The 18,741-nt window shown below is 65.3% G+C and carries 20 protein-coding genes; 13 read left to right on the top strand and 7 right to left on the bottom strand.

Annotated elements, in window-relative coordinates; genetic code table 11:
• Window positions 1-33 precede the first annotated feature (33 nt).
• Both FAZ69_RS27180 and FAZ69_RS27175 read left to right on the top strand, forming a co-directional pair.
• Window positions 34-390 carry a hypothetical protein gene (locus tag FAZ69_RS27180; protein WP_136898191.1) on the top strand — a complete coding sequence of 119 codons (357 nt, stop codon included), beginning with the start codon at window positions 34-36 and terminating at the stop codon, window positions 388-390.
• Window positions 387-758: a DUF190 domain-containing protein gene (locus tag FAZ69_RS27175; protein ID WP_136898190.1), complete on the top strand. Its 372-nt coding sequence runs from the start codon at window positions 387-389 to the stop codon at window positions 756-758. The genes FAZ69_RS27180 and FAZ69_RS27175 overlap by 4 nt, the downstream gene beginning before the upstream one ends.
• 24 nt (window positions 759-782) lie before the next feature.
• Here the strand turns inward: FAZ69_RS27175 and FAZ69_RS27170 are convergent, their stop codons facing one another.
• Together FAZ69_RS27170 and FAZ69_RS27165 are read right to left on the bottom strand one after the other, a co-directional pair.
• Complete coding sequence (locus FAZ69_RS27170) at window positions 783-1,223, bottom strand: HIT family protein (protein ID WP_136898189.1); 441 nt, start codon at window positions 1,221-1,223, stop codon at window positions 783-785.
• A 17-nt stretch (window positions 1,224-1,240) separates the two neighbouring features.
• Window positions 1,241-2,386 (bottom strand): formylglycine-generating enzyme family protein, encoded by a 1,146-nt coding sequence (locus FAZ69_RS27165; protein WP_136898188.1) that lies wholly within the window; start codon window positions 2,384-2,386, stop codon window positions 1,241-1,243.
• A 275-nt stretch (window positions 2,387-2,661) separates the two neighbouring features.
• Here FAZ69_RS27165 and FAZ69_RS27160 point away from each other — a divergent pair, with 275 nt between their 5' ends.
• The 9 genes from FAZ69_RS27160 to FAZ69_RS27120 all read left to right on the top strand — a co-directional run bounded on the left by FAZ69_RS27160 (window position 2,662) and on the right by FAZ69_RS27120 (window position 14,388).
• Entirely contained in the window at window positions 2,662-3,105 is a 444-nt protein-coding gene (locus FAZ69_RS27160) for a DUF4399 domain-containing protein (RefSeq protein ID WP_136898187.1), read from the top strand.
• Window positions 3,106-3,124: 19 nt separating this feature from the next.
• A complete protein-coding gene (locus FAZ69_RS27155) occupies window positions 3,125-3,550 on the top strand; it encodes a DUF4399 domain-containing protein (protein ID WP_136898186.1) in 426 nt (141 codons plus the stop codon).
• Between the two features lie 264 nt (window positions 3,551-3,814).
• Window positions 3,815-4,087 carry a hypothetical protein gene (locus FAZ69_RS27150; protein WP_136898185.1) on the top strand — a complete coding sequence of 91 codons (273 nt, stop codon included), beginning with the start codon at window positions 3,815-3,817 and terminating at the stop codon, window positions 4,085-4,087.
• A 176-nt stretch (window positions 4,088-4,263) separates the two neighbouring features.
• Window positions 4,264-5,703 carry an efflux transporter outer membrane subunit gene (locus tag FAZ69_RS27145; RefSeq protein ID WP_136898287.1) on the top strand — a complete coding sequence of 480 codons (1,440 nt, stop codon included), beginning with the start codon at window positions 4,264-4,266 and terminating at the stop codon, window positions 5,701-5,703.
• Between the two features lie 146 nt (window positions 5,704-5,849).
• Window positions 5,850-7,766, top strand: a complete 1,917-nt coding sequence (locus FAZ69_RS27140) for an FHA domain-containing protein (RefSeq protein ID WP_136898184.1) — start codon at window positions 5,850-5,852, stop codon at window positions 7,764-7,766.
• 38 nt (window positions 7,767-7,804) lie between these two features.
• Window positions 7,805-9,181 carry an HlyD family secretion protein gene (locus FAZ69_RS27135; RefSeq protein ID WP_136898183.1) on the top strand — a complete coding sequence of 459 codons (1,377 nt, stop codon included), beginning with the start codon at window positions 7,805-7,807 and terminating at the stop codon, window positions 9,179-9,181.
• Between the two features lie 24 nt (window positions 9,182-9,205).
• Window positions 9,206-9,958 (top strand): peptidylprolyl isomerase, encoded by a 753-nt coding sequence (locus FAZ69_RS27130; RefSeq protein ID WP_136898182.1) that lies wholly within the window; start codon window positions 9,206-9,208, stop codon window positions 9,956-9,958.
• Window positions 9,959-9,994: 36 nt separating this feature from the next.
• On the top strand, window positions 9,995-13,078 hold the full coding sequence (locus tag FAZ69_RS27125) for a peptidase domain-containing ABC transporter (RefSeq protein ID WP_136898181.1): 3,084 nt from the start codon (window positions 9,995-9,997) through the stop codon (window positions 13,076-13,078).
• Window positions 13,075-14,388, top strand: coding sequence for a sigma-54 interaction domain-containing protein (locus FAZ69_RS27120; protein ID WP_136898180.1), 1,314 nt, complete (start codon window positions 13,075-13,077; stop codon window positions 14,386-14,388). Before FAZ69_RS27125 ends, FAZ69_RS27120 begins: the two co-directional genes overlap by 4 nt.
• Window positions 14,389-15,021: 633 nt before the next feature.
• On the opposite strand, the gene FAZ69_RS27115 is transcribed toward FAZ69_RS27120, so the two are convergent.
• On the bottom strand, window positions 15,022-15,789 hold the full coding sequence (locus FAZ69_RS27115) for a PP2C family protein-serine/threonine phosphatase (protein WP_136898179.1): 768 nt from the start codon (window positions 15,787-15,789) through the stop codon (window positions 15,022-15,024).
• A gap of 3 nt (window positions 15,790-15,792) precedes the next feature.
• Complete coding sequence (locus FAZ69_RS27110) at window positions 15,793-16,083, bottom strand: hypothetical protein (RefSeq protein ID WP_136898178.1); 291 nt, start codon at window positions 16,081-16,083, stop codon at window positions 15,793-15,795.
• A gap of 513 nt (window positions 16,084-16,596) precedes the next feature.
• Here FAZ69_RS27110 and FAZ69_RS27105 point away from each other — a divergent pair.
• Window positions 16,597-17,076 (top strand): lecithin retinol acyltransferase family protein, encoded by a 480-nt coding sequence (locus FAZ69_RS27105; RefSeq protein ID WP_136898177.1) that lies wholly within the window; start codon window positions 16,597-16,599, stop codon window positions 17,074-17,076.
• A gap of 131 nt (window positions 17,077-17,207) precedes the next feature.
• Window positions 17,208-17,441: a hypothetical protein gene (locus tag FAZ69_RS27100; protein WP_136898176.1), complete on the top strand. Its 234-nt coding sequence runs from the start codon at window positions 17,208-17,210 to the stop codon at window positions 17,439-17,441.
• Window positions 17,442-17,490: 49 nt separating this feature from the next.
• On the opposite strand, the gene FAZ69_RS27095 is transcribed toward FAZ69_RS27100, so the two are convergent.
• The 3 genes from FAZ69_RS27095 to FAZ69_RS27085 form a co-directional block, all read right to left on the bottom strand.
• On the bottom strand, window positions 17,491-17,709 hold the full coding sequence (locus FAZ69_RS27095; protein WP_136898175.1) for a hypothetical protein: 219 nt from the start codon (window positions 17,707-17,709) through the stop codon (window positions 17,491-17,493).
• A gap of 275 nt (window positions 17,710-17,984) precedes the next feature.
• Window positions 17,985-18,266, bottom strand: coding sequence for a hypothetical protein (locus FAZ69_RS27090; RefSeq protein ID WP_136898174.1), 282 nt, complete (start codon window positions 18,264-18,266; stop codon window positions 17,985-17,987).
• Window positions 18,267-18,279: 13 nt separating this feature from the next.
• Entirely contained in the window at window positions 18,280-18,552 is a 273-nt protein-coding gene (locus tag FAZ69_RS27085) for a hypothetical protein (protein ID WP_136898173.1), read from the bottom strand.
• Between the last annotated feature and the right edge of the window lie 189 nt (window positions 18,553-18,741).

The raw sequence follows: 18,741 nt of genomic DNA, 5'->3' as shown, positions 1-18,741 counted from the left end.
CCGGCAGCGCACGCGAGCACGAAGGAGAACAGCATGAATCCGACACCCAGGCTCTTGCATGACCGGTTCCTGTTCGACGCGGCATTCAACGAAGTACGCGACATCGACGCGCCCGTGCGCGAAGGCGCGATGTTCGGCTGCCCGGCTGCGTTCGTCGGGCGCCGCATCGCGTTTTGCGTCTACGGCAGCGGGCTCGGCATCAAGCTGCCCGCCGAGCGCGCGGCGGCGCTGCTCGAAAGCGGGCGTGCGTTCGCGTTCCAGCCGTATGGCCGCGCGGCGATGACCGAGTGGGTCGAATTGCGGATCCAGCGCGATCGCGTCGACGAGATCGCGCCGGTGCTCGCGGAAGCGGTGCGCTTCGCGCAGCGCGATCATGGACGCGCATCATGAACGGCCAACAGCTGACGTTCTACACCGAGCGCAATCGCAGGCACGGCCATCAGACCGTCTGCGAATGGCTGCTGCACGAGGCGCACGAACTCGGCATTCATGGCGCGACGGTCGTCGCGGCGGCCGAAGGCATCGGGCATGCGGGCGCGCATCATGCGGCGCACGCGCTCAAGCTCGCGGACCAGCCGCTGCAGATCATTCTCGCGGCGACCGGGGATGAGGCCGAGCGCATGCTCGCCGCCGTGCGCGCGGCGAACGTGCACGTGTTTTATACGCGCTTTCCGATCGAGTTCGGCATGATCGGCGAGGACGAGCCGGAGGCGAGCAAGACGACGCACCGGCATTTTCTGTTCATCGGACGACCGTAGAAGTGGCCGTATAAGCGCCCGCGTTCAGCCGCGCGCTTCGCCGTCCAGATGCAGATGCGCGCGAATCCGCTGCGCCAGCGCCTCCAGCTCCGCCACTTCGGCGACCACGCGCGCATGCATCCGCAACGGCTGATCGACCCAGCGCGGGATCACATGGAAATGCACGTGCGCGACGGTCTGGCCTGCGGCGCGTCCATTGAATTGCCCGACGAACACGCCGTCGGGCGCGAGCGCCGCGCGCACGGCAAGCGCCACGCGCTTGACGACGCGGATGCTCGCTTGCGCCCCCGCATCGGAGAGCTCGAAGAGCGTGGCCGCGGCTTCCTTCGGCACCACCAGCACATGGCCGTCGGATTGCGGCATCAGGTCCATGAAGACGATGACCTCTTCGGTCTCGCAGACCTTGACGCAAGGGGCCTCGCCGCGAAGGATCTTCGCAAAGGGATTGTCGGGGTCGTAGCTCATGGCGCTCCGGATGTCGATCACTTCATGTCGCGCGCCACGCGAAAGCCGTTCTCCGAATAGCGCACGCTGCCGTCGTATTTGAAACGCGTCGAGCTTAGCATGTAGCTCGCGTCGTCTTTCCACGAGCCGCCGCGTATCACGCGCGCTTCGCACATCGGTTCGTCCCACGAGCGGCCGTCGGCGGGCGCGTTCTTGTACGAGCTGTGCCAGCAGTCGCTGACCCATTCCCACACGCCGCCGTTCATGTCGTAGAGACCGAACGGATTGGCCGCGAACGAGCCGACGTCGGACGGCGCGTCGGCATGCCAGGGGTCGCCGCAGTCCTTGCAGTTGGCGTTGCCCTTCTTCATGGTGTCGCCCCACCAGTAGCGCGACGAGGTGCCGCCGCGCGCTGCGTATTCCCATTCGGCCTCCGTCGGCAGGCGATAGGTCTTGCCGGTGATCTTCGTCAGCCACTTCAGGTAGTGCTGCGCGTCGTCCCAACTGACGTCGCGCACCGGCGCGTTCGGGCCGCCGCCGCTGTCGTTCGACAACGGCGGGCAGGCGAGCGCGCTCACGCACGCTTTCCACTGCGCGACGGTGACCGAGTACTTGGCGAGCGCAAACGGATGGCCGATCGTCACGCGGTGCGCGGGCTTCTCCGAGGGGTCGTCGGCGTTGTTGCCCATCGTGAATGCGCCCGGATTGAGCGCGATCAACGCGGGGCAGGTGGGACAGTCCTTGATTTCCTGTCCGGCGGCGGCCGTGGGCGCAGCGGGTTTCGGCGGTGCGATTGCAGCGGTCGTGGCCGGCGCCGACGCCGACGGTGCCGGGCTGTAGGGTGTTGGCGCGTTTTTCGCCGGAGCGGGCGCTGGCGCAGGAACAGCCGCGGGCCGAGCCGTCTGCGCGGGCACTGCCGGCGGATGCGCGGCCTGCCCCGCGGAGGCCGCCGCACGCAGCCGCTCGAGCCGTGCTTGCGCAAGCGGCACGAAACGCCCGTTCGGATAGGCCTTCAAATAGGCCTCGTAATCGCCGGGGTAGGTGCTGTCCTTGATCGAGTCCCAGAAGGTGATTTCGTATTGCTCGGAGCTGTCTTTCGGGAGCACGCCGGCGTTTGCCATTCCCGGCCACGTGACAAAGAGCGACGCGAACAACAGACAGAGGGGCAAGAGTCTTCGCCACATGTTCGGTCTCCTTTGTCGTGCTCTTTGGCGTGCGGCATGAATGAACAAGCCTTGGCATTTCGCACCACGCATCAACAACGATAGCAGCAGTTTTCCAAGAAAGACGATTGAATCGTCTTTGCTTGAAGAGGCTGCGCGGTCATGAGTGTTAGCGAGAATAGGGTTGTTGCGGGCGGCGGCGGGTAGGGTTCGCGCGCGATACGACCTAAGCTATAGATCGCGGCTCGAAGAAGCGATGAGGCGACGGACGGTAATGACGTGAAGGAGGGCAGGCCATGCAACGAAGAACGATGCTCCTCGCAATTGCCGCCGCGTTCCCTTCGACCGTCTTGACCTCGCTGCTGCCGCGCACCGCGCTGGCCGGACCCACGCCGTCGCCGCCGGGCGCGGAGGTCTACATCATCTGGCCGTACGACGGCGCGGTGATCCACGGCGGCTTCTGGGTGCGCATGGGGTTGCGCAACATGGGCGTGTGTCCGAAGGGCGTCGACCGCCCGAACACCGGCCACCATCATCTGCTCATCGACACCGACTTGCCGCCGATGGACCAGCCGATTCCGTCTGACAGAAACCACCTGCATTTCGGCGCGGGCGAGACGGATGCGCGTGTCGAGCTGCCGCCCGGCAAGCACACGCTGCAGTTGCTGATGGGCGACTTCAACCACGTGCCGCACGACCCGCCGGTGTATTCGAAGAAGATCACTGTCACGGTCAAGTAGCCGACACGGAGTCAACGCCATGAAGAAAGCATTTGCGCTTGCCGCCGCGGCCTTGCTGCTCTCGGCGAGCTTCGCCATCGCGGGGCCGACGCCGGCCGATCCGCGCGCCCACGTCTATATCGGCTGGCCCAACGACGGACAGGTGCTGCCCGCCGGCAAGCCGTTTCGCGTCTGGTTCGGGCTGCGCTACATGGGGGTGGCCCCGGTGGGTGTCCAGTACCCGAACACGGGCCACCATCACTTGCTGGTCGACACCGACTTGCCGCCGATGGACCAGAAGATTCCATCGGACCGCAACCATCTGCACTTCGGTGCGGGCCAGACCGAGACCACGCTCGAACTGCCGCCCGGCAAGCACACCCTGCAGCTCCTGGTGGGCGACTTCGATCACGTGCCGCACAACCCGCCGGTCTACTCGAAGAAGATCACGATCTACGTGAAGTGAGCCTGGCGTGGCAAGTGTTGTCGGCGCGGCAACATTTGCCTTGGCGCGTGTTGGTCCCGCCGCATCACTTGCCTCGTTGCTCGTGCATCGGCGGGGCCGCTCGATTTGTTCTCCATTCGCGTAAAGCCCAGCATCGGCACGCCTTTGCGCGCTATCCACCTCGTACGGCCACACACCTGGCATACCCCATGCAGTAAGAGAGCCGAGCCCGCAACACTTGCAGCTCAATCACCGAAGCCTCTCTCTCACTCTTGGAGAACTGCCATGAAGACCTTGATGATCGAAGACCTCAGCGTCGCCAAACAACTCGACGGCCGCGAAATGTCCGCCGTGCGCGGCGGCTACCTGCCGTCGCTGTATCCGGTGTATCTGCCGTATCCGTCGGTGCACGTCGACACGACCAACTTCAGCGCCTCGCAATCGATCGGCCAGAGCAACCTGATCGAGAACAACACGGGCAACAACGTGGCGTTCGCTTCCGACATCCACTCGACGGTCAACCCCTCGCAGAACGCTCACAACACGATCAATTTCTGATCGTAGCGGTTGCCGTGCAGGTTGCAGAGCAACCTGCACGGCTCGCCAGGGGCCGACACGCCCACACTGCTTTTAGATCCGCAGCCTCCCTTCCGCATTCCTCAAGCCCCACACTCCAGGAGCAAATCGTGAACACATCGACCGGTTCAGCTTTCGCACGGATTCGCACCGGCCGCATGCCGGCGCTCGTTCGGCCGGGCCGCGTTCTGCTTGCGCTTGCCGCCGGCGTGTGCGCATCCTCCCTGTGCGGCTGCATGGACCTGAGCATCCCCGACTACAAGCGCCCGGACATGCCCGCAAAGGACGCTTGGGCGCACGTGCAACACCCGGTATCGGCAGCGGAAACAGTGGACCCCGAATGGTGGAAGGCGTTCGACGATCCGTACCTCGACGCGCTGGTGCAAAAGGCGATCGCGGGCAACATCGACATCAAGATTCTCGCCGCGCGCATCCAGGTGGCCGGCGCGCAGATCGGCGAAGCGCGCGCAGGCGCGCTGCCCTCGGCCGATCTCGGCGCGGGCGTCGACTTCGAGAAGACCACGGGCCAGCCGCTCACGAAGACGATCAACCTCGGCTCGCAAGTCAACTGGGACATCGACATCTGGGGCAAGGTCGAAAAGGGCGTGCAGGCGCAAAAGGCCGAATACCACGCTTCGGAAGCCGACTGGCGCGCGGGCTACCTGACGCTCGTGGCCGGCGTGTCGAGCACCTACTTCCAGATCCTGCAGTTCGACGACCAGATCGCGCAGCAGCAAAAGACGCTCGATAAGAACCAGCAGATTCTCGCGATCGATCAATCGATGTACGCGAACGGTGTCGCGCCGCAGACCGAAGTGCTGCGCCAGAAGGCTGAAGTCAACGGCATCGCGAACGAGCTGATCGACCTGCATCGCTCGCGCGACCTCGCCGAGAACGCGCTCGCGACGCTCGTCGGCGTGCCGGCCGGCGAATTCAAGATGCCCGTGGGGCATCTGCAGGAACGCGTCAAGGCGCCGGAGGTGCCGATGGGGCTTCCCGCGCAGCTGCTCGCGCGCCGGCCCGACGTGGTCGCGGCGCAGTACCGCATCCTCGAATCGTACGACCAGATCGGCGCGGCCAAGCTCGCGCAACTGCCGAGCATCAGCTTGACGGGGCGCGGCGGCACGGCGGCCTTCAATCTCTCCGATCTGTTCAAGTCGTTCACGTTCAGCTTCCTGCCGAGCATCAATTTGCCGATGCTCGACCCCGACGTGAAGGCGCACATCAAGACCACCGAAGCGCAAAGCAAGGTGGTCGAGCAGCAGTACCGGCAGACGGTGTTCGCCGCCTTCGAGGAAGTCGAGAACGCGCTCGTGAATCTCGATGCGCACAAGCGGCAGCGCATCGAATTGCAGCAGCAGAACGCGCATCTGCGGGTCGTCGCGGCGCAGGTCGAGGCGCAGTTGAAGGAAGGCGTGGTGTCGCAGCTCGAAGTGCTCGAGTCGGAGCGCACGCTTGCGTCGGCCGAGCTCGCGCTGTTGCAGAACCAGCAGCAGATCCTCACCGATACCGTCACGCTCTACAAGGCGATCGGCGGCGGCTGGCCGGAGGTGGTGGTGCAGAACGCCAGCAACGACAGTGCGGCCGCCGCCGATTGACTACCGTGACGCGTCGCCTACACTTTTCTAACACTCCTTTCGGCGCCGCTTCGGCATTGAGTTTCGACGCGGCTTGTCCGTTGGGAGGCCACTCGTCCGATACCGCCGACGTGATGGCGGATAAACGCTGATCGTGGTGTCGAATCATGGCTCCTGACGCCGTTCCGATTGCCGAGATTCAGACGCCGCTCGCGAGGCGCTTCGATATCGTGCTCAAGCCGGTATCGCATCCCGAGTTCGGCGAGATCCGCATCGACAGCGAGCTGTTCGCCGTAGGGCGCGCCGAGACGCCGTTCGCAGCGGGGCGCGCCGAAGTCATCGCCGAGCTCTCGCGGCGCCACGCGCGGATCTTCTTCGAGCACGGCATCGCCTATATCGCCGATCTCGGCAGCAAGAACGGCACGACGGTCAACGGCGCCGAGGTCAAGCAAAAGCCGCATCCGCTGCATCACGGCGACGAGATCCGCTTTGCGGGCGTGCTGGCGTTTCGCGTCGAGCTGCTGCCGCGCGCCGTGCCGCCGTTGGCGCAAACGGTCGTCGTCACGCTGACGCCCGAGCGCGGCGACCTCGGCTTGCAGCCGATCGTCATCAGCGGCTTTCCGTTCCTGATCAGCAAGATCGACGACACCTTCGCACGCTACAAGGATGCCTATCCGCATCAAGTGAACTACGTGTCGCGGCATCACGCGCACCTCTTCCTGCGCGACGGCGAGGTGTTCGTCGAGGACCTCGGCAGCACCAACGGCACATTCCTCGGCGGAAAGCGGCTCGAAGAAAGCGCGCTCGTGCTCGAGGACGGCGCGACGCTTGCAATCGGCGGCAATCATTTCGTCTATCGTGCAGAGATTCATCGCGGGCCGGTCGCCGATCCGACGGTGACGAAGATGAAGGCGGGCGGCGAGGGTACGGAGCGGCTGCCTGAAGCCGCGGCCTCGGCGGCAACTGCAACGGCAACGGCAACGGCCGCGGCGCAGCCCGCGATCGATCCGGACCGCACGACGTTCGTCGGCAGCGCGCATTCGTTCCTCGACATCTTCTGCGTGGACCCCGCGCTGAAGCAGGACGACGAGGTGAATCCGGACGCAGCGATTGCGCAGGAGCCCAGGCGCGGCGCGGGCAATCGTTTCGCGGTGTTCGTCGCCGAGTTGAGCGAGGCGTTCGGCGGCAGCGGCGAGCCCGACATGCGACGCCTCAGGTGGTGGGGCGGCGCGCTGCTTGCAGCGATCTGCCTGCTGCTCGTCGTGCTCTACGTGCGCGGCGCGCCGCAGCGCGAGATGAACGCGCTCGTCGCGGCAGGCCGCTACGCGACGGCGGCGCAGAAGGCCGACCAGTATCTCGCGCGCCATCCCGGCGATGCGGGATTCGAGGCGGAGGGTGCGGAGGTGCTGATGAAGGCGAAGGTGCCGGACTGGCTCGCGGCGATGCAGGCGCACGCCTTCGATCGCGCGCGCTCGATCGTGGGCGAGATGCAAACGCTCGCGCAGCACAACGGCGAGGCGCGGCCGCTCGTGGCCGAGCTCGCGTGGATGGGCGACCTGGAGTCGTTCTGGGCGACGCGCGGCGGCGCCGACGCACCGATTCGCATCTTCCGGGACGAACCGGTGATCGGCGGGCTGATCGACCGCTGGAGCGACGACGCCGACGAGCACCAGCGCGCGCTCGACCAGATCGTCTCGTTCGTGCCCGAGTTCGCCGCCCCCTACGCGGATACGTTGAGCCACCTGCGCAAGCTGCAAAGCGACGACTCGGTGTACGTCGCGGCAGCCGGGCGCTTGAAGTCCGCGATCGACAAGGCGCTCGACGACGATCGCCTCGATCCGCTGACGCCGATGCTCGACGACTACAGCGAGCGCTATCCGCGGCTGACCGGGCTCGACAGCATCCGCGGCGATCTGCGCGCGTACCAGCAGGTCGAGAGCGATGCGCGTGCGGGCAATGCGCAGGCGCTCGCGGATGAACTGAAACAGCTGCGCTTTGCGACGCCGCCGTTTCAGGCGCGGCTCGCGAAGCTGGAAAGACGCGTAACGGCCTCGGCTTTGCATGGGACGGGAGACGCCAAGTGACCCCCGACCGTCCCCCCAAGCGTTTCAAGGTGCCCAGGATGCCGAGGACCTCGAAAGCCCCCAAGCCCCTTTCCGAAGCACTCGAAGACCACAGCGCCGAAGGCATCGCGATCCTGACCTCGCAGCCGCTGCGGCTCATCGAAGCGCTCGTGATCGTGATGGCCGCGCTCGTCGTTTCGGCGCTCGCCTGGTCGTGCATCGGACGGGCGGACGTGATCGTTTCCGCGCCGGGCGCGCTCGCGCCCGAATCCGAAGTGCGCCGCATCTACGCGCCGGTGGACGGCGAGCTCGCCGACATCTACATCGCCGAAGGCCAGCCCGTGAAGAAGGACGACGTGATCGGCCGCATCAACGCGCGCGGCGCGATCGAAGCGGCGACCAACGCGCTCGACGCGCGTCTCAAGCTCGAAGACGCCGAGCGCGAATGGCAGCAGTTTCCGGCGAAGAAGCAGCTGATGGCGCGCAAGGCGGAGGCGCTCAAGGAGCAGATCGCGGTGGAGCAGCATCTGCATCAGAACCGCGTCGCGGAGGGCACGAGCAAGCTCGCGCAGTCGCAGAAGGCGCAGCTCGACGAGGCGCACAGCAATATCGACAGCGCGCAGCACGCGCGCGATCTCGCGAGAGAGGAGGCGGACAAGTTCGCGCGCCTGTTCGCCTCGCCGGGCGGCGGGGGCGTGTCGCAGACGCAGGCCGAAGAGAAGAAGAGCGCCTTCCTTCAAGCGGAGAACAACCTGCGTATCGCGCAGGCGCGCTTTGAACAGCTGCAGGCGCAGCAGAGCCATGATTTCGCGCAGGCGAAGGCGCAGCTCGAAGGCAGCGGCGAGACGCTCACGAACCTGCAAATCGAATACGACGCGACGGTGCGCGAGATCGCCAACACCGAGGACAAGCTGCGCCTGCAAGTGCAGACCGCGCGCCTCGCCGCGGACGCCGCCGCGCGCATCCGCTTCGAGAACATCGACAAGGACAACTTCCTGCTCGTGCTCGCGCCGGTCTCGGGCGTGATCACCGACGTCACGACCACGCAGCCCGGCGACAAGATCCAGGCGAACACGCCGCTCGGCGGCATCGCGCCCGCGAACGCGCGGCCCGTCGTCAAGGTGGAGATCGCCGAGCAGGACCGGGCGTTCCTGCACGAGGGGCTGCCCGTCAAGCTCAAGTTCAACGCGTTTCCGTACCAGCGCTATGGCGTCGTCGACGGCACGCTCGGATACATCTCGCCCGCGGCGAAGCCGTCGGCGGCGACCAGGCAGCCGGTCTACGAAGGCCGCGTGACGCTCGATCGCGACTACTACGCGATCGCGGGAACGAAGTATCCGTTGCGCTACGGGATGACGGCGACGGCCGAGATCGTGGTGCGCGAGCGCCGCCTGATCGACTTCGCGCTGGACCCGTTCAGGCAAGTCGCGGGATGAGCATTGAGGGAAAGGGAGCAGACCATGACGGCAATCGTGCGCATCGACGACGAGACGATCGGCACCGGAGATTTCATTCGCGTGCTCAAGCTCACGGGGCAGTTCGAGAGCCTTGTCGAGCAGCAGGTCCGCGACCGGCTGACGGTGATCGCGGCGAAGAAGCTCGGCATCCGCGTGACGCCCGAGGAGATCCAGGCGCGCGCGGACCAGTTCCGGCGCGTGCGCAACCTGCATCGCGCGGCCGACATGAACCGCTATCTCGACGTGTTCGGCATCAGCCTCGACGAGTTCGAGACCTTCATCACGGACGCCTTGTACCAGGAGAAGATGCTCGGCGAGGTCTGCAACGACGAAGCGGTGGAGGCGTATTTCAAGCTCAACTCGCCGAAGTTCGATGCGATCGAGGTGAGCCACATCGTGCTCGAGACCGAGGGGCAGGCGAGGGAGATGATGTCGATCCTCGCCGACGACCCCGAGAGCTTCGAGGCGATGGCGCGCGATCATTCGATCGCCGATACGCGCGAGCGCGGCGGCGTGATCGGCAAGGTGCTGCGCGGCTCGCTGAAGACGGGTATCGAGGCGAAGGTGTTCAACGCGCAGGCCGGCGACCTGCTCGGCCCGTTCGAGGCGCCGGACGGTTCGTTCTTCGAGATCTTCTCCGTGCGCGCCAAATACCCGGCCACGCTCGATGCCGACGTCGCGTCGGAAGTGCGGCGGCTGTTGCGCGAGGACTGGCTCGCGGCACGGGCGCAGGAACACATCATCGAGGCGCGATAAGCGCTGCAAGCACACCACGTGCGAGGGCTCGAATCCATGGACGCACCAGCACCGGCTCCTGCTTCCGCCGACGCCAATGCGGCGGCGCTTGCGGACTTTCTGTCCTCGGTCGAACTGCTGTCGCCGTTCTCGCGCGAAGCGCTCGAACGTCTCGCTAGCGAGGCGCAGACGCTCGCGTTCGCCTTCGGCGACACGATCTGCCGGCGCGGCGAGAGCGCCGAGGGGCTGTTCATCGTCCGTGCGGGCTCGGTGCGTTTGTTCACCGAGGAGCACGGCAAGGAGACGAGCCTCGGCGTGCGCAAGGCCGGCGAGGTGTTCGCCGAGATCGCGGTGCTGCGCGAGTACTGGCACGAGGCGTCGGTGCGTGCGTCGTCGAAGGTCGAGGTGCTGTTCATCGCGCGCAGCGCGTTCGCGCCGCTGATCGCCGCGAACGAGGCGGCGCAATCGTTCGTGACGAGCTACGTGGCGATCAGCTCGGCGGGAGGCTTCGTCGCGCGGCTCTTCGATCTGCGCGGCAAGCTCAACAAGAGCGAGCTCGAAGAGTACGTGTCGAGCGTCGGCGTGAAGCGCGTGGCGGCCGGCAAGGAGATCGTCAAGCAGGGTTCGCGCGGCGATTTGCGGCTCTACGTCGTGCGCCAGGGCGAAGTGCGCATCGTGCGCAACGAGGACGGCGTCGACTATCCGCTCGCGACGCTTTCGGCCGGCGAGATCTTCGGCGAGCGCGCCTGCGTGCTGCGCCAGGAGCAGCAGGCGACGGTGACGGCGAGCGCCGACACGCGCCTCATCGTGATTCCGGAAAAGACCGTGCACTTCATCCTCGAGCGCAGCCCGAAGCTGCGCGAAGTGCTCGAGGAGCGCATCCGTTTCGCGGACCGCGAGCTGCAGCGGCAGAAGAAGCTCGCCGAGCGGCGCAAGCGCCCGGCGATTCTCGATCTCGCCACTGAGCCGGAGTTCGGCGAGAAGGCCATCAAGCGCTTCGCCCTCGTCGAGCAGGCCGAGGAGATGGACTGCGGCGCCGCGTGCCTCGCGATGATCTGCCGCCACTACGGCATTCCGATGACGCTCGGCAAGCTGCGCGAGATGGCGAACGTGACGACGCAAGGCGCGACGCTCGAAAGCCTCGCGCGCACGGGCGAGGCGCTCGGCTTCACGACGCGCGGCGTGCAGTGCACGTTCGAGGCGATGCTCGGCTTTGACCTGCCGTTCATCGCGCACTGGGAGGGGTACCACTACATCATCGTCTACGGCATGGGCAAACGCTGGGTGCGCGTGGCCGACCCGGCGCTCGGCTTCCGCAAGCTCTCCGTCGAGGAGTTCGAGCGCGGCTGGGGCGGCACGTGCCTGCTTTTCACGGCGGGCGAAACGGCCGCGCGGCAGGCCGCCTCGCGCTCGCCCTGGGTGCGCTTCATCGGCTACCTCGCGCCGTACAGGAAGATCCTCGCGAACCTGTTTCTCGCGACCTTCGTGATCCAGGTGCTCGGCGTGGTGCCGCCGCTCATCATTCAGAACATTCTCGACGGCGTGGTCGTGCACCAGAACGTGAGCCTCCTGAACCTGCTCATCATCGGACTCGTGATCTCCAATCTCTTTACGCAACTGATGATCACGATCCGCGCGCATCTTTCGAACTTCATGGTGCGCAATCTCGACTTCTCGATGATGTCGCAGTTCTTCAAGCACACGATGTCGCTGCCTTTCTCGTTCTTCGCCAAGCGCAAGACCGGCGACGTGTTCGCGCGCTTCCAGGAGAACCAGACGATCCGCGCGTTTCTCACCGAATCGACGGTCACCACGGCGCTCAACCTGCTGATGATCTTCATCTACTTCACGATCATGTTTCTCTACAACGTGAAGATGACGCTGCTCCTGATTGCGTTCGTGATTCCGATCATGGCGCTCACGGCGATCGCGACGCCGCGCATCAAGCGCTATGCGCGCGACGTGTTCGCGGCTTCGACCGAGGCGAAGTCGCTCCTGATGGAGACGCTCTCCGGCATCGAGACGGTGAAGGGGATGGGCATCGAGCGTCCGGTGAGGCTCAAGTGGGAGCGCAAGTACGCGAAGGCGCTGGAGGTCCAATACCGCGCGCAGGCGTTCCACATTCTCGTCGGGCTCGGCAGCCAGCTGCTCAACGCCGCGACGACGATCGTGATCCTCTGGGTCGGCGCGAGCCTCGTGCTGGCGCAGGAGCTCTCCATTGGTCAGCTGATCGCGTTCAATGCGTTCATGGGGAGCGTGCTCGCGCCGCTGATGGGGCTGGTCGGGTTATGGAGCCTGATGAACGATGCGGCGGTCGCGATGGAGCGCCTGGGCGACGTGCTCGACATCGAGCCCGAGCAGAAGCCGTCGGACCTCGCCTCGCGCGTGCTGCTGCCGGACCTGCAAGGCGACATCAGCCTGCGGGGCGTCTATTTCCGCTACGGCGGCAACGAAACGCCCTACGTGCTCGAAAACATCAGCTTCGACATCAAGCCGGGAGAGATGATCGCGATCGTCGGCCGCAGCGGGTCCGGCAAGACCACGCTCGCGAAACTGCTGGTCGGCTTCTACACGCCGACCGACGGCAAGATCGTCGTCGACGGCTACGACATGAGCGTGATCGACCAGGCTTATTACCGCGCGCAGATCGGCTACGTGATGCAGACCAACCTCGTGTTCTCCGGCACGATCGCCGAGAACATCGCCTGCGGCGACGCGAGCCCCGACCACCGCCGCATCGAGGAAGTCGCGAAGATGGCCGACGCCCATGCGTTCATCGCGAAGATGCCGCTCGGCTACGAGCAGGTGGTCGGCGAGCGCGGGATGGGGCTCTCGGGCGGGCAGATCCAGCGGCTGTGCATCGCGCGGGCGCTCTATCACGATCCGCGGCTGCTCGTGTTCGACGAGGCGACCTCGTCGCTCGACACGCAATCGGAGAGCAACATTCTCGCGAACATGCAGGACATCCTCAAAGGACGCACGGCGGTCATCATCGCGCACCGGCTGAGCACGATCATGCGCGCCGACAAGATCCTCGTGCTCTACGAAGGCGCGATCGTCGAAGAGGGCCGGCACGACGAGCTCGTCGCGCGCCAGGGCATGTATTACCAATTGGTCCAGAAGCAATTGAGCGCGGCATGAAGCTCTTCGACCCCCACGGATTGGGCAGCTCGGCCGTTTCGTACGCGGGGCTGCTCGAGAAGATCGAGATCCTGCGCTCGACGCTGCGCTGGGCCCCGAGGCTCGAGCGCGCCGACATCGAGAAGCTGCTCAGTCAATCGAACACGCTGCGCGACGAGGTGTTGCAACTGTCACGCAAGGAGCGCTTCGTCGAGGCGGCCGAGCGCGAGCCCGAAGCGTTCGTCGCGGCGGACTTGAGCGCGCGGGCGCGGCGGCAGGCGCTGCTCGATCGCAGCTTCATTTTCGAAGGGACCTTCGGCGACAACCCGAAGCTGCTGGCGGCGCTGGAGATCGCCGAGAAGGCCGCGCCGACCGACCTGCCGGTGCTGATCGACGGCGAGAGCGGCACCGGCAAGGAGCTGATGGCGAAGGTCATCCATGCCAATGGGGCGCGTTCGGACAAGCCCTATATCTCGGTCAATTGCGGCGCGATTCCCGACAACCTGCTCGAATCGGAATTGTTCGGCCACAAGAAGGGGGCGTTCACGGGGGCGTCGAACGATCGCAAGGGCAAGTTCGAGAGCGCGCACACGGGGACGATCTTTCTCGACGAGATCGGCGAGTTGCCCTTGAGCGGGCAGGTGAAGCTGCTGCGCGTGCTGGAAGCGCACGAGATCCAGCGCGTCGGCTCCGACCAGGCGATCGCCGTCGATACGCGGATCGTCGCGGCCACCAATCGCAACCTGCGGCAGATGAGCGAAGAGGGGCTCTTTCGCGAGGACCTGTTCTATCGCTTGAGCGTGATTCACTTGACGCTGCCCGCGCTGCGCGAGCGCCGCGATGAAATACCGCTGCTGTTCGCCTACTTCGGCGACGAGGCCGCTGAGCAGCTCAAGCGCAGGCCCGTCAAGATGACGCCGCGTCTGCGGGACTTCCTGCTCAATTACGCGTATCCGGGCAATATCCGCGAGTTGCGCAACTTGATCTACCGGGTCTCGTGTCTCGCGGCGGAGACGGCGGACCTGGAGCATTTGCCCGAAGACATCCGGCCGAAGCCAGGCGGGGCGGCTTTGCGCGCGGATGCTGACGGCGGCGATGGGGTAGCGGCTGTGCCTGCGGTCGCGCCCGCATCGCTTGCCGAAGCGAAGCGCGCCGCGAGCGACGAGGCCGAGCGCGCGTTTCTGGAACGCGGCCTGCAGGAGACAGGCGGCACCGTTGCCGAGCTCGCGCGGCGCTGTGAGATGAACCGCTCGCATCTGCAGATGCTGCTGAAAAAGCACGGCATCCGATCGAAGGATTTCCGGCATCGGAATGGCGTGGGGCGTGGCTAAGGATCGTGAGTTTGGGGTTTTCTTTGAACTTGATTTCGCGGCGGTGCGTATAGTCCGTCCCTCCCCGGGACCGGGGTCACTTTTGTCCTTGCCAAAAGTAACCAAAAGCGCGTCCTGGGCGGACGGCCTGTCCCGGAGGCACGCAGTGCTGTTGGCGATAGCGTTCTGGGGGCCACTGTTACCGCCCGCCGCACGTTCCGTTAGCACGCGGCACGGAATGGCGCTGCGACGAAGCAAATGGAGGACATCGGTTAGGCCGGGCTCCAGTTGCCTGAGTTTAAAAGTGAGCACGAGCGCATCCGCATCATCGCAAGACAAGTCTCTTTAGGCCTTTTCTTAGCGCGAGCATTGATTTGATTCGACTCAGCGCCATTCTGTGCCGCGTGCTAACGGGACGTTCGGCGAGCGAGGACAGTAGCCCCCAGACCGCTATCGCGAACAGGACTGAGTGCTAACGGGCCGAGGCCGTCCGCCTAGGACACGCCTTTGGTTACTTTGGGCAAGACCAAAGTGACCCCGGTCCCGGGGAGGGACGGACTATACGGACCGGCGCGAAATCAAAGTTGCACGAAAACCTAAACGGCAAGACCAAAAACCCACGACCCTTCAAACGACCAGCATAGTGAGCAAGCCTCACGGCAATGCCGGATTCACAAGCGTCTTGTCCGCCGCGAAAGGATCGCTCGCACGAATCACGATCGCCGAGATATTGTCGCGTCCGCCTTCGCGCAGCGCCATTTCGACGAGGGCGTCGGTCGCTTCCCGGCAATCGCGGCCCGCCAGCGCGCCCGCGATGTCCGGCTCGCCGACTTCGTTGGTCAGGCCGTCGCTGCAGAGCAGGAACATGTCGCCGTCGTTCACCTCGACGCGGTTTTCATCGAGCTCGAGCCGGTCCGCCGCGCCGACCGCGCGCGTGATCAAGTGATGCGCCGGATGGTCCGCCGCTTCCTCGGCGGTGAGGTAGCCCCGCGCCTTCAGCTCTTCCACCTGGCTGTGATCGCGCGTGAGCTGCAGCAGATGCGCTTGCCGGTAGAGATAGACGCGGCTGTCGCCGGCCCACAGCAGTCCGCACTGATTGCCGCTCGCGAAGAGCGCGGCCACCGTGCTGCCGATCGTCCTCACGTGCCGCGCGGCGGCTTCGTCGCGCAGCCGGCGGTTCACCGTCTGCAGCTCGGTACGCGCTGCCGCGACGACATCTGCAAGCCGCGCCGGCACGACGATGGCCGCTAGCGCATCGACGATCATCCGGCTCGCGACATCGCCCGCCGTGTGCCCGCCCATGCCGTCGGCCACGGCCCAGATGCCGTGCTCGGGCAAGTCGAGGCAGGCGTCCTCGTTGATCTCGCGCACGAGGCCTACCTCCGTGCGCGATGCCGACGTCCAACTGAACCGGGTTGTCATGATTCAGCTTAACAGGCCGTTGTTCCTGCCGTTCTCGCCCGCGGTCACCGTGAGGTTCGAGTTCGATGCCGCGTTGTTGACGTTGACGACTTCGACCTGATTGACGAGCTGGTTCGCGAAGATCGTGTTGTTGGTCTGATAGAAGTTGACGACCGGGCCGACGCTCGGCACCGGCGGCGCAAACGCCTGAATCCAGCCGAACACCCAGGGCGCGCCCGCGCCGCGTATCAGCGACATGGCTTTGGGGTCGAGCTCGCGCTCGGTGCGAAGATCGGCGATCGTGACGGCGGCCATGATGAGTCTCCCAAGTGAGGGCGGGTTGCGTTCGAGATGCGGCCTGGCCGCGTGCGCCTCATATGCTGCAAGTGCCGTACCATGCGGCGCGAGGTTCGTCTTCCGAGCGCGCCGGTATGCCCCGGCTCTCGCAAAGCCGCGCCGCGCAAGGCGTTGCCGCGAGGCGGGCAAACGCCGGCGGATGGAGTGCCGATCGCTGCACGACGCAACGGTTGTCTTGACGCCAACACTCGCGCAACGTGCAGTGCGTCGCCATCCAACACCGCGATTCACGATGCCGGCCGTGTCGTCATGTCTCGTTGCCAACGTCAAATGACGCATCCGGTCCAACACAACATACCGGAAACCGTTGGGCGTGCGACGACAAATTCTCTTGCGAGTCGAGGCCATCCCGCCGCAAACCCTTGTCACGTAGAGACCCAAGCCCTTTGGCATGCCTGATGCGGAGTAGTTGGCAACCAGCAAACCCACGAGCCTCACGGGTTGCCAACGCAAACGCAGACGGATGCCGCCATGAGCCCCGACCTTCAACACGCAGCTGCCGAAACCGAACTCGAACTCGGCGCGCATCTCGTCACGCAGCGCGCGGGCTACAGCCACCACGGCATCTATGTCGGCGACGGCCGCGTCATTCACTACTCGGGTCTGTGCACGTCGCTGCATCGCGGTCCGGTCGAGGAAGTCTCGCTCCAGCGTTTCGCGGCGGGTCACCAGGTCGTCGTCGCATGCGATGCACAAGCGCGCTACGCCGGGATCGAAGCCGTTGCGCGCGCGCGTTCGCGTCTCGGCGAAAACCAGTACCGCCTGCTGACGAACAACTGCGAGCACTTCTGCACGTGGTGCGTGTGCGGCAAGGCCCGTAGCGAGCAAGTCCGCGCATGCGTCGCGCATCCGTCGGTTGCGGCGCGCGCGGTGATGGGCATGTGCCGCGCGCTGATGGCCGCCCGCCGCCAGCATGCGCAACGCGCCGTCTGGGCGCTGCAAGCCGCGTAAGCGCATCGGCATCGGCCACGCAGCTTTGCATGGGACCGGAGTAAGGCTCTGCATGGGACCGGAGTAGGCGCTAAAGCGCCAACTCTGGCCGACACGCTAAAGCGCTAACTCCGGCCGACACGGAGGCATTCATGGACTCTCTCGACAAACCCACCCTGCGCCGTCTCGTCGACAAGTGGCTTGCCCCGACGCCCGCCACGCCCGCCCGCGTGATCCGCTTCAGCCGGCGGCGGCGCTACGTCTGCATCGAGACCACGCATCCGACGGGCACGCTCTCGATCTTCTTCTTCCGCCACGACGACGGCTCGTGGTGCGTGTTTCCGCCTGCTGCGAAGCGGCCGGCGATGGTGCGGATGGCTGCTTAGGCGCTTGCCGGAAACGGAGAAAGCCGCGCGTTTGCGCGGCTTTTCTCGTCTATCGAAAGAGCGTGGAGCGGGTGCGCTGCTCGACCGCTTCCGCGATCGGCGTGCGGTGGATCTCGCCTGGACCGATGCCGAAGCGCAGCCCGGTGAACGGCTGCGGCGCAAGCATCGTCCGATGGGATTGCACCGTCGAGCCGCCTGTGATGGCGGCCATCGCTTGACGGTCCAGGTCGACGCTTTCGGGGAGATCGTTGATCGCAAGAATGCCCATGACTGACTCCGCGGAATGGAAAGAGCGCGCTGAAGCGGCGATGCACGAGGGTTTCGCCAGGCTCGATTCAGTATAGGCGCTGCTGTTCGCGCCGTGCCTGGCGGCTGCTTTAGAAACACGCCGGGCAGAAGTCATCTGGGTTCGAACATTGGAACCGGCGCGTAGCGGTCGGCAATGGGTCGGCAAGCGCCTCTTGCTCACCCGAAAATCTTCGATGAACCAAAAAATAGGCGATCGAGGCCGCAAAGCCTGGATCGCCCGAATGCGAATCGCGTTCAGAACTGCACGCCGGCGTTCGCGAATTGCTGGGGACTGACGTTCAGCCGCAGCGGACCGAAACCGGCGCCGAGCACGCCGATGTTGTTGAGCGCGTTGACCTCGACGTTCTGGATTTGCTCGATGTTCTGCGACACGCCGACGTTGACGTTCACGTTGGGGCTGCCGGGGCCGCTGGAGCCGCCGCCGAACGGGAGGCCCGAGCCGCCGCGGATGGAAGCCATCGCGCGGCGGTCGAGCTCGCTGCCGGGCGCGAGCTCGTGGATCGTGAGGGATGACATGGCGTTTCTCCGCTTAAAAGTTGATCGTGTTTTGAGCGTTCTGCGACGGGTTGACCGTCGAGTGGATGTTCGACACGAAAGCCGCGTCGTTGCCGGTGTTGTTCAGGATCGTGTTGCTCTGGCCGATCGATTGCGCGGCGCTGAAGTTGGTCGTGTCGACATGCACCGACGGATACGGCAGATACACCGGATACAGCGACGGCAGGTAGCCGCCGCGCACGGCGGACATTTCGCGGCCGTCGAGTTCTTTAGCGACGCTGAGGTCTTCGATCATCAAGGTCTTCATGGCAGTTCTCCAAAGGCAGTAAGAAGGGCTTCGAGTGATTGAGCTGCAAGTGTTGCGGGCTCGGTCCTCATACTGCATAGGGTGTGCCAGCCGCGCGCGCGAACCGCGAGAAATGTGTTTGAGCCTTGAAATACAGGGGGTTTCGAATTTTTCGGGCGGCACTTTCCGATGCGGGAAGGTCAGGGCGGC

This window comes from Trinickia terrae (genome assembly GCF_005144415.1).
Taxonomy (GTDB): Bacteria; Pseudomonadota; Gammaproteobacteria; order Burkholderiales; family Burkholderiaceae; genus Trinickia_A; species Trinickia_A terrae.
The sequence above is the reverse complement of the archived record's forward strand: the minus strand, read 5'-3'. Positions and strand labels throughout refer to the sequence as shown.

What these genes read in the sequence shown, in the direction of transcription:
- FAZ69_RS27180 (WP_136898191.1), top strand. Translation starts at nt 34, where the DNA reads ATGAATCCGACACCCAGGCTCTTGCATGACCGGTTCCTGTTCGACGCG.
- FAZ69_RS27175 (WP_136898190.1), top strand. Translation starts at nt 387, where the DNA reads ATGAACGGCCAACAGCTGACGTTCTACACCGAGCGCAATCGCAGGCAC.
- FAZ69_RS27170 (WP_136898189.1), bottom strand. Translation starts at nt 1,223, where the DNA reads ATGAGCTACGACCCCGACAATCCCTTTGCGAAGATCCTTCGCGGCGAG.
- FAZ69_RS27165 (WP_136898188.1), bottom strand. Translation starts at nt 2,386, where the DNA reads ATGTGGCGAAGACTCTTGCCCCTCTGTCTGTTGTTCGCGTCGCTCTTT.
- FAZ69_RS27160 (WP_136898187.1), top strand. Translation starts at nt 2,662, where the DNA reads ATGCAACGAAGAACGATGCTCCTCGCAATTGCCGCCGCGTTCCCTTCG.
- FAZ69_RS27155 (WP_136898186.1), top strand. Translation starts at nt 3,125, where the DNA reads ATGAAGAAAGCATTTGCGCTTGCCGCCGCGGCCTTGCTGCTCTCGGCG.
- FAZ69_RS27150 (WP_136898185.1), top strand. Translation starts at nt 3,815, where the DNA reads ATGAAGACCTTGATGATCGAAGACCTCAGCGTCGCCAAACAACTCGAC.
- FAZ69_RS27145 (WP_136898287.1), top strand. Translation starts at nt 4,264, where the DNA reads ATGCCGGCGCTCGTTCGGCCGGGCCGCGTTCTGCTTGCGCTTGCCGCC.
- FAZ69_RS27140 (WP_136898184.1), top strand. Translation starts at nt 5,850, where the DNA reads ATGGCTCCTGACGCCGTTCCGATTGCCGAGATTCAGACGCCGCTCGCG.
- FAZ69_RS27135 (WP_136898183.1), top strand. Translation starts at nt 7,805, where the DNA reads ATGCCGAGGACCTCGAAAGCCCCCAAGCCCCTTTCCGAAGCACTCGAA.
- FAZ69_RS27130 (WP_136898182.1), top strand. Translation starts at nt 9,206, where the DNA reads ATGACGGCAATCGTGCGCATCGACGACGAGACGATCGGCACCGGAGAT.
- FAZ69_RS27125 (WP_136898181.1), top strand. Translation starts at nt 9,995, where the DNA reads ATGGACGCACCAGCACCGGCTCCTGCTTCCGCCGACGCCAATGCGGCG.
- FAZ69_RS27120 (WP_136898180.1), top strand. Translation starts at nt 13,075, where the DNA reads ATGAAGCTCTTCGACCCCCACGGATTGGGCAGCTCGGCCGTTTCGTAC.
- FAZ69_RS27115 (WP_136898179.1), bottom strand. Translation starts at nt 15,789, where the DNA reads ATGACAACCCGGTTCAGTTGGACGTCGGCATCGCGCACGGAGGTAGGC.
- FAZ69_RS27110 (WP_136898178.1), bottom strand. Translation starts at nt 16,083, where the DNA reads ATGGCCGCCGTCACGATCGCCGATCTTCGCACCGAGCGCGAGCTCGAC.
- FAZ69_RS27105 (WP_136898177.1), top strand. Translation starts at nt 16,597, where the DNA reads ATGAGCCCCGACCTTCAACACGCAGCTGCCGAAACCGAACTCGAACTC.
- FAZ69_RS27100 (WP_136898176.1), top strand. Translation starts at nt 17,208, where the DNA reads ATGGACTCTCTCGACAAACCCACCCTGCGCCGTCTCGTCGACAAGTGG.
- FAZ69_RS27095 (WP_136898175.1), bottom strand. Translation starts at nt 17,709, where the DNA reads ATGGGCATTCTTGCGATCAACGATCTCCCCGAAAGCGTCGACCTGGAC.
- FAZ69_RS27090 (WP_136898174.1), bottom strand. Translation starts at nt 18,266, where the DNA reads ATGTCATCCCTCACGATCCACGAGCTCGCGCCCGGCAGCGAGCTCGAC.
- FAZ69_RS27085 (WP_136898173.1), bottom strand. Translation starts at nt 18,552, where the DNA reads ATGAAGACCTTGATGATCGAAGACCTCAGCGTCGCTAAAGAACTCGAC.